Consider the following 12,884-nt stretch of genomic DNA (forward strand, 5'->3'; position numbering starts at 1 on the left):
GGCATGGGCATCGTGTTGATTAGACGCGAGAACAGGACGTTCGCAGTATGTCGTGACAGCAGGATTCGCTTCGAGCATGACCCAGAGTCGAACTTGATTAACCGAAGTGAGTACCAGTGTGCGTTGCAGCTTCGGCGACCACATATGATGAAGCGTCTGCTTCGGCAGCCGGGAAACTGGCAGGGGTTCGGGTGGGTGCATGGCGAGTATTCCGGACCAGCGACATTGGACTACTTTAGGTCAAATTCAGCAAAATGGACAAATTTGTGGCAATTAAAAATGACGTAAAGTTGTCCAGCGCTGCCCGCTGTGCCTTATAAACTGGTCTTTGGGGCCGGACGACTTTGTGTCATTTGACAGCTGCCCCGTCGATTCGACCTCGCCCGAGCTTCAGACCGTCAAACATGCTGCGCTTTTTCGTGACGCGCTCGGTCGCCGGTTCATCTGCCAACCCGGGCAACGACTCAGCCGGCAATCTAATTGCCGGTTCAATTGACGCCTGTGCGCGAGTCGCGACAAGCGACAGATCCAGACCGCTCGGAATGATGTCGCTCTCGATCCCGCGCCGTTCGGCATAGCCCGCGCGTACGACGTGCTCCTGTCGCAGCTCATGCTCACCGTGCGCAACAGTCGTTTGTCCGGCGTAGTCCAGCGTGGTTTCTTTCGCCTGCGCCCGCGACAGCCGGGCCGACAATTGATCCACATCCCGAAATTCAACGCCGCTCGCGTAGAGATGAACCGCATCGCGATGCCGAGTCATCGCCACATACGTGAGATGGCGATCCATTGTTTCGGAAGCAAACACGTAGGCGCGATCAACCGTCGCCCCCTGCGCTTTGTGGATGGTGGTCGCGTACCCGTGGTCGACGGCCGCATAGTCCGCCATCGAAACTGAAACAACTCGGCCCAATCCCGGCCCTTTCGCAGAATCCAGCCGCACTTGCAGCCACCCGGCTTCGGTGCGTTCGACAACCCCAAGGCTGCCGTTTTTAACCCCAAGATCCCGGTTGTTTTCACGAAAGAGCAAACGGTCGCCCGGCGCAAACGCTCGTTCGCCTTCGGTCGTGCGATACACGACCTCCTCGGCCAACTCGCCCCGCTTTCGTCGTGCGTCCCGGATCGCTTCGTTGAGCATTTGCACGTCGACGCGCCGATGTGCGAGCACCAGACGCGAGCCATCCGGGCGCAAATCCATGTCGGCAATGACATCGCGCACGATCGCTCCGCGCGCGTGATCGGCCGACGCTTCGAGGTGGACGGCGCCCTGCCGTGAATAGGCATTGAGCCCCTCGATCGTCCGATGCCGTCCAAAATCCACCGACGCGACTCGCTGCCACTCCTCCCGCTGCCGCCGTACGCCTTCGAGTTCGACAAACCCCACGCGCTCAGCCACCGCCCGAAAAGCCGCGCCCGCACCGATCGGCTGCAATTGCTCCGGATCCCCGACCAGGACAATTTTCGCGCCGGTTCGCTCCACTTCCGTAATGAACTGCGACAGCTGCCGGCTTCCAACCATCCCCGCTTCATCGATCACGAACACGTCGCGCGGCCCCAGCTGGTCAAATCCACGCTCCCAGCCCCTCGACCAACTCGCCAACGTCCTCGCCGATATCCCCGCCGACTCTTCCAACCCTTCCGCCGCTTTGCCGGCAAGCGCCGCACCCTGAACCCGATAACCCTCCGCTTCCCATGCCTCTCTGGCGGCCGCGAGCATCGTGCTTTTCCCCGCCCCCGCGAGCCCGACGACAGCTGCAATTCGCTGCGGGCCGGTAATGTGAAAAACTGCCGCACGCTGTTCTTCAGATAATGAAGTTCCCGCTTGTTGCCGAATTGATATCGCGCGTTCTACTCGCGAATGCCCCACTCTGAATCCACTCGCTTCCAATAACCGATCAGCGCTTGTCGCCATATCGCGCTCGACGGTAATCATTTCCCGCGTCGAATAACGCGCCAATTCGATTTCACCCGTCAAGGCGTTCCGGCGCTCCGCGCGCAACTCGACCAACCCGGGGGATGCCATCGCCCGGGCAAACGCCGTTTGAAAATCTTCAACACCGTCAATATATCGATGCAGCGTACGCGCAATATCGCGCCGATCAAATACGCTCTTTTCGTTCGAAATAAGCAATAAAACCTGCTCAGGCTTTTCTAAGATTAACGCCGCATTCTGTCTTTTCGCATCGTCATCCAGACGCATACGCGATACGGCTTTGCCCCGTCGCTCCATTTGTGTCGCATGCACGCCGACATGCTGCGTGGGCGCAATCTCAAGTCCAATATCTTGATGAGAGCGGTGATCAATCCGATTTTCAAAACCCGCGCGAGCCAGATGCATATTGGCGCGCTCCTCCCAGCTAATTCTGATTTCTCGAAGCTGCGTATGGGAAGTAGGCAAACCCAACGCGAGCAACCGCTTGTTCTCCAATTCAAGCTCGGACTTTTCACCCAGGCCATCAACCTGGATCTTCCGAGTGGTCATCATGATGTGCGCATGTGATTGCGCACATCCGTTTTGCCATGCGGACTATGGATGGCGAAATCCACGGCTACCCCATAGCGATCGGCCAAGTGCTGCGCGAACTCTCGGGTAAGGACTAGGCGCTGCTCGCTCGACAACTCTGCAGGTAACGCGACTTCAACTTCACGGGCCACACGCGCATCTTTTCGTTTCTCAGATGCCTCAGCTGCATTCCACAAAGCAGGACGGCTGTTAGCCCAATCGTGTTGTGCACTAGCCGGCAGCACAATCTCGGCATGCTCAACGCCCGATCGCGTGGAGAAATTGTGCACGATGCCATCACGTTCGTTCTCCAGGCATTCGGCAGCACGATAAGCGGCAGCCGCCACGGAGCTTCGCCCCGAAGACCGTGACATCGGCTTCATGCTCAAGTGGTAGATCGCCATTTCATAATAGTAATACAAAAGCATTGAGTTGCGCAGCAACTCGTAAGTGCGCCCTTGCGTTTTCGTCGCTGTCGCTCCTCAACCTGCGGGATGCGGCCTTCGGCCGGCCGTCACCAGCCATTAAATGTTATCGTATGAAGTATGTGAAATTTGGTTTTATACTGCCGCAGACACCACAACCAAAGACGAACAGATGACCCGACGATCAATCGAAGAACGCTTAGCCCAGCTTGAGGCGCAACGTAAAACCCTTCAGGCTAGACTGGGCAAACAGGAACGTGCACGCGATACGCGGCGCAAAGTGTTGCTCGGCGCGTTGGTACTGAATCGGCTGGAGAAAAGCGATGACGGCGAGTTTTCTAAACGCCTGGGCGACTGGCTTCGGCGCGAGTTGCCCGGCTTTCTGACGCGCGACGACGATAAATTGTTGTTTTCCGATATCTTGGAAATCGGAAAACAAGATGTATAGCCCTCTCGAAAGTGACGATCTCAAGAAATACGGCGCTATCGCCAACGGTTTAAACGTAAAGAATGCGCTTTATGCCAGCGAGGCCGCCGCAATTACGAGAAGTGTTCGGCATCATGAAAAACAGCTTTAGGCAGTACCCTTCGCTGTTGAAGCTTTCGGAAAAATCCGCGAGGCGGTGGATCTCGGACACGGCGAAATTAAAAATGTCTTGTCTGGCTGTCCGATGCCGCTACAACTTATCGTGTTTGAATACATCGCAGCGTTTGAATATAAAGTACATCTCAATATACATGGTGGGGTTATTCAATGGTATCCCGATCGAGAACAGATTTCCGAAAGCTATGTCAGATAATCGAAATTTGCTGCTCTCATCACGTTCTTCTGTTGAGCGATTTCGTTGAGAGCGCAAGTCTGCGTCGGCCTGCCAATCATATCTAACTGCCGCGCTCGAATCATATTCAGCGGCCTCGACCTCGAGGTACGCAATGCTCTCCGCAGTAGTTCGAGCACGGTCTTTTTTGTAGTGACGCACGAACGCCAATCAATGAGAGTTTTACCCCTGAAATCGACAATAATTCTTTGTCGGGTTAACCCTTAATCGTTGATAATATCCAGCCTAGACTCCAATCACTGAAATGCAAACGGGTGTTTGCGAAGAAACAAAGTCTGGAGGTAAGCATCATGAAACTCGTTCAATCGCTCATCGTCGCAGCGGTCCTTGCAGTTCCGGCCGTATCTTTCGCTCAATCGAACCAACCCCTCACGCGCGCCGAAGTTAAGGCGCAACTGGTTCAGTTCGAACAAGCGGGTCCTGCGGACACTAACGCTAGCTACCCGAACCAAACCCTGGCCGCTGAGGCTAGTGTGAACGCTGAAAACGGTACTGCTACCGGTTTTGGCGGCGTCGCTGATGGCACGTCGGCGTCGGGAACCCACCACTCGCTGCGTTCGTTCGACCGAGCAGTCGCTCGTGTGGATCACAAGGTCCGCGGATCAATCCGCCCGGACGCCAACGACGGCATGCAACCGATTTACTTCGGGTCTTGATCGGCAGTTGCAGCACTAGGCTGCAACTAAGTTGAGTAAAAGTAGGCGCCCGCCGTTTGCGATGGGCGCCTACTTTCCGTTTACCGCAACGCAATGGACGCGCGCCAGTTGATCAGCCATCGTTGGGCGCTTGGAGCGCCGCGATATACTGCCCGCAGCTGATATCGTCACGATGCGGCGCCGCTTGATGCAGTCATGCTGCATAGCGGACGTGAAAAAAAGAATGGACTTCCACTACGCGCCCGACGTGGCGAACCGCAGGTAAAAGCCAGTCGAGACGAATGGAGTCCCGTCATCAAGGACGCAATGCGAACGCTTGGATGGCTGTAGCCGTTCTCAAAAGATCGATCCGCAAACGTCAGCGCACGAAAAAAAAACGAATCTTGGGGGGTCTGCTTGTTGCTTGAGCAGATCCGGCACACATTGCCAAGGCGCAACGCTCTTCCCCGCCGTCGCTCATCCCCAAGTAAACCCAAAATGCGCCCCACCACGCCAACCGCAAGCATTCGGATGACCCACGGCGGGGACGAAGCCGAGCCAAGCTCGCTATGAGGCCGTGATCGAACTAACGGTATTGAGGAAGTGACCTGGTCGTGCACCAGGTCGAGGTGCATCCGCATGCGCGAGCATCGAGCACAGGGCGCTCGCGGCAAGAGCCGCGAATGAGCAGGGAAGGGAGTTATTCCCTTCATAGATTTTTCCCAAAAAAAGCGGCGCGTTACCCTGCATCATGCAGATCACTGCAGGTGGTCATCCAAGGTGCTGATAACCAACCGACCTTCCTAGTTTTGCTCACCTTCTTTTTACCGACGCGGTGCCCGCGGTATATGTGTGAGCAACGGGTCGAGGGTTTTCTATCCATGTGCACGAGTTGCCTTGTGTTGTTATTGAAACAAACACTTGAACACCTTGAGACTCTGTTGCGGGCCCTGGAAAACCGCGCCGGCAAAGGAGAATCGCGATTTAAGGTGAGAGAAAATAGGAACGTCGGGGAGGAAAACTAGGAAGGTTAGGGAGGAAAACTAGGAAGGGTCGACCAAAAGGGTGAGGAAAACTAGGATGGGTGGGTGAGTGGATATAGGAAGGTCAGGCGCTTGCCAGCCCGGCCGGTGAAAAATTGCGTTGCCGAAATTCACCGGATCGGATAACGTCATCGCATGAAAACAAGCGACCAATTGCCATTAGAAACGGAGGTTGTCCGCCGGTCCAACACGACCATCGGCATCAGCCCAAGAACGGGCGCTGGGAACTTGACGGTGCTGGTGCGGCGCATCTTCAACGTCCTGGTGCATTTCACGATGAAGGACGGGGACCGCGAGGTTTACCAGCGCCCGCTCCGAGAGGTCATGCGGTACATCGACTACAACAGCAACGATCTCGATCGAATCAAGACCCACCTCGAAACGATGGCCTCCACGCCGATGGTGTGGGACACCAGCACAGACGATGACGAGATATGGTCGACCGCGGCGCTAGTCGCGCATGCATCGATCATCCGGCCGAAGAAAAAAGGCCTCGCGTCACACCTCGAATGGTCGTTCGCGAAGCCCATTCGGCAGAAGCTGCTCGCCCCCAAGAAGTGGACGCAGCTCTCCCTGGTTATGCACACGAAGCTCAAGTCCGGCGCGTCAATCGCCCTATTCGAGATTTGTGCGCGGTACGAAACCTTCCCGGGCCAGCGCACGATGCGTCAGCCCTACGAGTGGTGGTATCCCGTCCTGACAGGCACGCGCGAGGACGTCGTGCCCGAGTACAAGTACTTCAAGCGTGACGTACTACGGCCGGCGATCGCCGAGGTGAACATGCACGCGGACTTCATGGTCGAATTGATCGAGCACCGGCGCGGTAACAAGGTCGCGGAACTGCAGTTCGCCGTCCGCAGCAAGCCAACCGAGGCCATCATCGACGCGGACGCGCCCCGCTTCGATGGCGAGCTGCTCGAGCGTGTGATTCGCCTTGGCATGAGCCAAGCCGATGCTCGCGCGATCTGCGAAAAGCACGATCCGCCGCTCATTCAAGCCGCCATCGACTACACCGAGAAGCGAGCCGCTAAGCAACCGGCGCTCGATAGCACGGCGGCCTACTTCAAGACCGCGCTCAAGAAAGGCTACAAGGAGCCGGCAAAAGCCGTCAGGCCGCACCAGCAAGCGGCGCTTGATCTGCCGGACCCGGAAGCCGAGAAAGGCCGGCTGCGAGCCGCGTATGACGCCAATCAGCGCGATCAGGCGCTCGCATACTGGCAGGAATTGAACTCGGAGCCGGCGCAAGAACTGATTACCGAGTTTTTGGCGACCGAGCCGCCGAGGGTTATCGCCCGGGCCATCAAAAAAGACCGGCTTGAGTCCATGTCCGCACGTACCGCGTTCACGGAGTGGCTTGCCGCGAAGCTGTGGACTGAACCGACGACCGATGACCTTCTTAAATTTGCGCTCAAGGACGGGTACTCTGACGCCGCAGTCGGATACCCTGCACGCACCGGCAGAACAGCATAGAAACGCTATTGAAGCGATATCGTAACGGTGGAGTATCACAGGTGCCATGCCCCGATACACTCCCCGGAAGCCAATCCAGTATCGGCTTTCGGAACGGCAGCCGGCAGCGCCACTAGCAAACAATAGGTTTCCCACTTGCGGAAAAGCATGACAGACGATCCTAAAAAACTTGCTGTCGCGCAACTGGCCCGAGATTTGGCCGCCGGCTATTACGCCTTCGCGGTAGCGCATTACGTGGCTGCGAATCCACTGCCGATCAATACGCTGCCACCCGCAGAGGACCTGGGGAAAAACCCGACCGGCCGGATCGCGCGCAAGGATGGCACGTTCCACACGCTGAATATGCGGTTCTATCTCGACCTATTTCGCGAGAATCACGACCTCCAAACCCGATCTCTGCGCAGCTAGGCGATGGGCGCGCTGTTGACGCTGGGCGATGAGCTGGGTGCCCGCGGCTATTTCGACCGAGCGCCGATCCTTGAGATCGTCTATCACCTACGCAATGGCATGGCACACGATAATCGGTTCAATATCGATGACAGAGGCAGGAAACGGTTGCAAAGCATGCCGCCGATAACCGCGTTGCGGCCGTGAAGAGCCCGAAGAAGACAGTGTTTGAGATAACGCCCGACTTCACCGGCCCAATCCTCTTCGACTTCATGGGAGCTGCAGACGTGATCGATCTTTTGCAGTCGGTCGAGGTCTACCTCTCGCGATAGCGGGCAGTTTTGGCCACAAGCGAATTGCCATTGAAACGCTTGCAAAGCGATATCGGAACGCCTCCGAATGACCAGCGCCTTATGAAAGAAGTGACGAAGGCGTTAGAGATCTCGAGATGGTCATTGTGCATTCTTGTGCAAAGAGAATCGAACCTTGCGGGAATGCAGATGAGCGTAGGGCTTCTGCCGGAAAGCGTACGCAAGTCGTGGCACGTCCGGTTCGCCTACGGACGTACCACCAGAACGGGACGGTCATGCCGGGCGGCTAAAAATCGGAATTACCCCGCCCTCCTCCAAAGATTCGGCACCGCTTGCACCGAAGAAACTACATCGAATCACTGGAGAATCGACGTCGTTTAGATGAATGAAGGCTTCCGCATCATAGTAAAACCCAATTTCACTTCAGGAAGCAAAGGAAGCCTGTCGATTCTGAAAAAATCGCCGTCGCGCGAATAGCGCACGGGTGGTCCGGCTACGACGGCTTCCTAGTAGCGCACTAAGGCCATTAATTCGCTACCCCGCGAAGGTTCTGGGCCAAAAAACCCGACGGGCGAGATCGATCGGAAGGCCGGCACGTTTCACACTCTCGACTTGCGGCACTATCTGGACTTGCTCGCGAAGATCACCGGTCTCCAAAGGCAGTTCCTGCGCACCTGGGCAATGGGTGCGCTGACGACGCTGCGCGACGAACTCCAACCCGGCCATTACTTTGACCATGCGCCGATCCTTGAGATGGTCTTTCACCTTCGCAATGGCAACGCCCACGGCAACAGGTTCCACATTAACAAATGGGTAAGGAGCAACAGCAAATCACAAAGCCCATAACCGCAATGTGGCCGTGAAGAGTCAACAGGGAGCGGTATTCGAGATAACACCCGAGCTCGCCGGCCCCGATTCTCTTCGACTTCATGAGAGTTGCAGACGTAATTGATCTTTTGCTGTTAGTTGAGGTCTACCTAGTGAAAAAGTGGACGGAGGCACGAGCGAAACGCCATCGAACACTTGGGAAACGATATCGAATGGGCGGCGCATCACCGGCGCCGCCTCGTCTGGACTGAAATAGCGATCACTTGCGCAGCTTCGACTCGACCAGATCGGAACACGCTAGGGAAATAACCGCGGCACGGCTCATGTGCAATTGATGCGCAAGCGCGTCGACGGCCTCAAGCAAATCCGGATAGAGTTCCACCGAGATTTTTTGCTTTTTGTCGCGCGTCTGCTTCGGCGCCCTTCCCACCGTATCGTGCGCGCCTTCGATGAACGCATCGGCCGCACGCGAAGGCGCGGTAGAGGGCTTCGGGAACGTCGGACGTTTTGCGAGTGCCATGATATCGATCCCTCCTTATTTTGATGTCGAAACGATACCGTTTTGACGGTCTTTCAATACCGCTATTAGCGTGGCGATTTCGGCGATCGCTTGCTCATCTCGCGGCTTGTACTCGGACACGTGGAGCCCGGTCGCGCTCGCGTGCGAGATAGCTTTACGGCGCCCGATGCCGGCGCGTCCCGGCGCGAGGTTGAGCAACTCCATCTGCGGAAATTCCTGCGTCGCCTCGATTGCATCTGCGTTGTCTGAACCGGCCGGATCGGAGCAGTTCAGGATCGCTAGCGCCAGAACGGGCGTATCGCGCGTCGCGTTCGCCTCGTCGATCACCGCTGCGACGTCGGCCAGCGCCCAGGTGTCAAATGCCCGGGGTTGAAACGGTATCAAAACGATATCGGAACACAGGAGAGCTGCCCGCAAAGCACCGGTGTCGCGCCCGCCCACATCGATCACTGTGTGGTCAAACTGCTTGGCCTGCAGCATCACCTGCGCGCGCAACGTCTTGCCATCGGTGTAGCTCGAGGCGGGCAGGGTAGGGAGCTCGCGATCGGTGCGCAGCGTCATCGCGCCGATGCCGTTTCCCTGCTTGTCGCCGTCGACAAACCAAACGGAATCGCCGGCGAGAGACAGGCCGAGCGCGAGCTGGACGGCGAGGGTGCTTTTTCCAACGCCGCCTTTAGTATTGCCGCAAGTTAGGATCATCGAGTTTGTTGAGTGAGATGGGGAGGGCCGTGCCGGTGGCATACCGATATCGGAACGGTGGTGAACCGGGTGCGGAAAAGCTGTCATCCTGCATCGGAATCCGCTCGAGCGCACGCGAAATATGCAAAAAACGCACAGAGTGACGCCCTACCAGGCGAAAGCCACTCTTCGGTTCTGCACGTTTCATTACTTCCCAATTTGGGATACACTTGGGAGATGCACATAATTTCGATGTCCCCACTTAGAGACTTTTGGGGGAATCACCCCGAGGCCCAAAAGGTCTTAAAAGACTGGTTCAAGGTACTCGAGTCGCAAGAGTTTGCGAACTTCACCGAAGTGAAGCGAACTTTTAACACCGTCGACTATGTGGCGCCTTTTACAGTGTTCGATGTGGGCGGAAACAAATATCGGGTGATCACCGACATCCACTACAACCGGAAAAAGGTCTACATCCGATACGTGCTAACCCATGCGGAATATGACCGCAACAAATGGAAGGTGAAATGATGACCGCTGTGATGGAATTTGTAGCAGCGCCGAAGGACATTCTTGGAGCGTGGTCACAACTGGTGAGCATGGTTCCGTTGGGCGCGATCAAGAGCGAGCGCGATTACAAGCGCGCGATTGCCTCGGTAAACGCTCTGTTAGACACGATGGGGGATGACGAGAATCATCCGCTCGCGGATCTGTTGGATATTCTCTCTGACAGGGTTGAGGCGTACGAGAAAGAGCACTATCCGATCGAGGCCTCACCGCCCCATAGAATGCTCGCGTTCCTGATGGACCAGCACAGTCTTAAGCAGGTGGACTTGACTGACTGCGCGCCGCAGAACCGGATTTCGGAGTTTCTGAGCGGGAAGCGGGCGATCACGAAAGAAGCAGCAAAGGCATTCGCCAAGCGGTTCAACGTGACAGCCGACCTTTTTCTGTAGGCCCGGTGCTTAGCCACGGCTAGCCCGTGCATCCCGTGGAGCCTCCAATTACATGGGATCCGCTTAACCCTATTGCCGCTGACGTCGAACGGCGCGGCCGTAGAGCAGGGTCAACTGGTCGCAAGGCAGGTGATTTGAACGCGAAGCGACGCGCATTGCACCATCCCCATCATTGATTAAGGCGTCTCGTGGTGTCGACGCGAAGGCCAAAATACGGCCGGTTAGCACTGTGCGCCGCTGTTTTGCGTCGTCTTACAGCATCGTTCAAGCCTGATAATGCGTATTGTCCTTGCCGTGCCATCACTCGCAGTGCGAACGGTTGATAGCGCACATAGCTGCGTACTCTGCGTATTGCCTTTGTCATAAAGGCGGACTATCCTAAGTACTGTATATATATACAGTTTTACGGAGGTCCACATGGAACAGTATGTCCGGGTGCAAAACGAGCGCGACCGCAGGACCTTGGCCTGGTTGCGTCAACGGGTAGGGGAGGCAGCGATCGTGGCGGCGGCACAAGCGTGTACCCATGTCGATTCGAAACCGTACTTATCCGTAATTTGCCGACGACTTGGCCTGTCTGTTCCCAAACTGACCAATCATGACGTGAGTGTGGAAGCAGTAGGGGAGCGACACTTGGCTGCCATGTACGAAATTTTGCGCTCGCGTTCATCTCGCACACACGCTGGCAGATGAAGTCAATACGCGCTAGCAGCGCTTTTGACGCGTTCAGAGCGTTTTTCGAAAGACCGCCCTTATCTGAAACTTGTAAAAGCAGAGCAGCCCAGCGGGACCCTGACAAGCTTGCCATAGTCCCAATTTGGGACTAAACTGCCCGCATGAGAATTGTCGCGAAGAAAAATCTCCTCGCTTTCTGCATGACCCATGCGGCGGCACGCCAATCCTTGTTGGCATGGCATGAGGAAGCGGCCAAGGCCGTGTGGGCAACCCCTCAGGACATCAAAGACAGGTATGCATCAGCGAGTTTTGTGGGTCACAACCGCGTTGTGTTCAATATTAAAGGGAACGCCTATCGGTTGATCGTGGCGGTCGCTTATAGGATTGGCGTTGTCTACATCAAATTTATCGGCACCCACGCTGAGTACGATGCGATTGATGCGGCAACCATCGAACTGGAGTGGTGATTATGGATATTCGACCGTTGCACAACGCGCAGGACTACCTCGACGCCTTGACCGTGATTTCGGCGCTGGTTGACGCTGATCCGGAAATCGGGACTCCGGAAGGCGATCGGCTAGATGTTCTGTCCGTCCTTGTTGAACGCTACGAAGCCCAGCATTTTCCGTTAGACCTACCTGATCCGATTGAAGCGATCCGTTTCCGTATGGAGCAGGCGGGACTCACTGCCAGTGACATGAAGCCGTACCTTGGCAACCTGAACCGGGTGTACGAGGTGCTTAATCGCAAGCGGGGGTTAAGTCTCGCCATGATCCGACGGCTCAATCAGGGACTGCAGATTCCGGCCGAAGTGTTGATCGCACAAGCCTGAACGAGGGTTTTGCGCTGATTCGGTGCATCGGCAACAGGACTATTGTCGTGTCTTGAACAACGGCTCATTATGGCAGTCCACGGCGCGCTCGCGCGGCGCAATCGCCGATCTTTCGGCACAACTCAGTACAGGCAAATCAATGGCAACCGGCACAGTAAAGTGGTTTAACGATGCGAAGGGTTTTGGTTTCATCTCGCCCGACGACGGCGGTGAAGATCTGTTCGCGCACTTCTCTGAAATCCGCTCGGAGGGCTTCAAAAGCCTCGCGGAAGGGCAGAAGGTGACCTTCGAGGTGAAGATGGGACAAAAGGGCAAGCAGGCATCGAACATTCAACCGTCATAAGGCGGCACGCACGGGGGGGGCCGCAAGGATCGCAGCGTTAAAGCGAGGGATCGCGCCCCAGCCAAAGTGCGGTTCCATCTCACTTGAGTCACAAAATTGGGCATTTCCGCGATAGAGGCCTTATCTGATAATTGTTATTATCAGATAAGTTTTTAATGCGTAAAATCGGGGGTATTCGACTTTACACGTAGCTCTGAGCTAATGATCTGCTTTAAAACGAGGTTTGCGGCGAGATCCGGCGTCTTCGGCGCAGCGGGGAGGGCGCTTGGCTAACCAGACCCAGCAACTCGCGTTGCCCGCTCCCCGAACCTACAGTCGCACCGACTTCACGGCGCTGCGCGCGTTCGTTCAGCACATCACGCCTGCGGTCATCGCGCGCCGCTATTACGATCCCGATGACCGCGCGGTCTCGCCGCAGGCGGCGACGCCCGATGCGATGGAGCGG

16 protein-coding genes and 1 pseudogene are annotated in these 12,884 nt (G+C 56.4%); 11 read left to right on the plus strand and 6 right to left on the minus strand.

Going from position 1 to position 12,884, the window contains the following annotated elements:
- The 3 genes and pseudogenes from BSU04_RS47050 to BSU04_RS47055 form a co-directional block, all read right to left on the minus strand.
- Window positions 1-201 (minus strand): annotated as a pseudogene (locus BSU04_RS47050) (hypothetical protein); the annotation flags it as partial.
- A 148-nt stretch (window positions 202-349) separates the two neighbouring features.
- On the minus strand, window positions 350-2,482 hold the full coding sequence (traA, locus tag BSU04_RS12035; protein ID WP_218827266.1) for a Ti-type conjugative transfer relaxase TraA: 2,133 nt from the start codon (window positions 2,480-2,482) through the stop codon (window positions 350-352).
- Window positions 2,479-2,943, minus strand: coding sequence for a MobA/MobL family protein (locus tag BSU04_RS47055; RefSeq protein WP_218827267.1), 465 nt, complete (start codon window positions 2,941-2,943; stop codon window positions 2,479-2,481). The genes traA and BSU04_RS47055 overlap by 4 nt, the downstream gene beginning before the upstream one ends.
- 154 nt (window positions 2,944-3,097) lie before the next feature.
- Here BSU04_RS47055 and BSU04_RS12040 point away from each other — a divergent pair, with 154 nt between their 5' ends.
- From BSU04_RS12040 to BSU04_RS12065, 5 genes are all read left to right on the plus strand, one after another.
- On the plus strand, window positions 3,098-3,373 hold the full coding sequence (locus BSU04_RS12040; RefSeq protein ID WP_089160830.1) for a mobilization protein: 276 nt from the start codon (window positions 3,098-3,100) through the stop codon (window positions 3,371-3,373).
- Between the two features lie 681 nt (window positions 3,374-4,054).
- Window positions 4,055-4,420: a DUF4148 domain-containing protein gene (locus BSU04_RS12050; protein ID WP_089160820.1), complete on the plus strand. Its 366-nt coding sequence runs from the start codon at window positions 4,055-4,057 to the stop codon at window positions 4,418-4,420.
- A gap of 1,157 nt (window positions 4,421-5,577) precedes the next feature.
- Window positions 5,578-6,912: a replication initiation protein gene (locus BSU04_RS12055; RefSeq protein WP_089160821.1), complete on the plus strand. Its 1,335-nt coding sequence runs from the start codon at window positions 5,578-5,580 to the stop codon at window positions 6,910-6,912.
- A gap of 147 nt (window positions 6,913-7,059) precedes the next feature.
- Window positions 7,060-7,320, plus strand: coding sequence for a hypothetical protein (locus tag BSU04_RS12060; RefSeq protein WP_089160822.1), 261 nt, complete (start codon window positions 7,060-7,062; stop codon window positions 7,318-7,320).
- A gap of 3 nt (window positions 7,321-7,323) precedes the next feature.
- The gene (locus BSU04_RS12065; protein ID WP_089160823.1) at window positions 7,324-7,506 is read left to right on the plus strand and encodes a hypothetical protein; all 183 of its coding nucleotides are present in this window, start codon (window positions 7,324-7,326) and stop codon (window positions 7,504-7,506) included.
- A 638-nt stretch (window positions 7,507-8,144) separates the two neighbouring features.
- On the opposite strand, the gene BSU04_RS12070 is transcribed toward BSU04_RS12065, so the two are convergent.
- The 3 genes from BSU04_RS12070 to BSU04_RS12080 form a co-directional block, all read right to left on the minus strand.
- Entirely contained in the window at window positions 8,145-8,396 is a 252-nt protein-coding gene (locus BSU04_RS12070) for a hypothetical protein (RefSeq protein WP_089160824.1), read from the minus strand.
- A gap of 301 nt (window positions 8,397-8,697) precedes the next feature.
- A complete protein-coding gene (locus tag BSU04_RS12075; RefSeq protein WP_089160825.1) occupies window positions 8,698-8,958 on the minus strand; it encodes a ribbon-helix-helix protein, CopG family in 261 nt (86 codons plus the stop codon).
- A gap of 15 nt (window positions 8,959-8,973) precedes the next feature.
- The gene (locus BSU04_RS12080; RefSeq protein ID WP_306427187.1) at window positions 8,974-9,744 is read right to left on the minus strand and encodes an AAA family ATPase; all 771 of its coding nucleotides are present in this window, start codon (window positions 9,742-9,744) and stop codon (window positions 8,974-8,976) included.
- 144 nt (window positions 9,745-9,888) lie between these two features.
- Here BSU04_RS12080 and BSU04_RS12085 point away from each other — a divergent pair, with 144 nt between their 5' ends.
- The 6 genes from BSU04_RS12085 to BSU04_RS12115 form a co-directional block, all read left to right on the plus strand.
- The gene (locus tag BSU04_RS12085; RefSeq protein ID WP_256927493.1) at window positions 9,889-10,164 is read left to right on the plus strand and encodes a type II toxin-antitoxin system HigB family toxin; all 276 of its coding nucleotides are present in this window, start codon (window positions 9,889-9,891) and stop codon (window positions 10,162-10,164) included.
- Window positions 10,161-10,589, plus strand: coding sequence for a helix-turn-helix domain-containing protein (locus BSU04_RS12090; RefSeq protein ID WP_256927492.1), 429 nt, complete (start codon window positions 10,161-10,163; stop codon window positions 10,587-10,589). The genes BSU04_RS12085 and BSU04_RS12090 overlap by 4 nt, the downstream gene beginning before the upstream one ends.
- Window positions 10,590-11,425: 836 nt before the next feature.
- Window positions 11,426-11,731 (plus strand): type II toxin-antitoxin system HigB family toxin, encoded by a 306-nt coding sequence (locus tag BSU04_RS12100; protein WP_089160828.1) that lies wholly within the window; start codon window positions 11,426-11,428, stop codon window positions 11,729-11,731.
- Between the two features lie 2 nt (window positions 11,732-11,733).
- A complete protein-coding gene (locus BSU04_RS12105) occupies window positions 11,734-12,096 on the plus strand; it encodes a helix-turn-helix domain-containing protein (RefSeq protein WP_089160829.1) in 363 nt (120 codons plus the stop codon).
- Window positions 12,097-12,235: 139 nt separating this feature from the next.
- Complete coding sequence (locus BSU04_RS12110; protein ID WP_089160831.1) at window positions 12,236-12,439, plus strand: cold-shock protein; 204 nt, start codon at window positions 12,236-12,238, stop codon at window positions 12,437-12,439.
- 265 nt (window positions 12,440-12,704) lie between these two features.
- Window positions 12,705-12,884, plus strand: a 180-nt coding sequence (locus tag BSU04_RS12115) for a hypothetical protein (protein ID WP_144021204.1), incomplete at its 3' end; no start/stop codon positions are given.

Source organism: Caballeronia sordidicola (genome assembly GCF_002220365.1).
In the GTDB taxonomy this organism is placed as follows: Bacteria; Pseudomonadota; Gammaproteobacteria; order Burkholderiales; family Burkholderiaceae; genus Caballeronia; species Caballeronia sordidicola_C.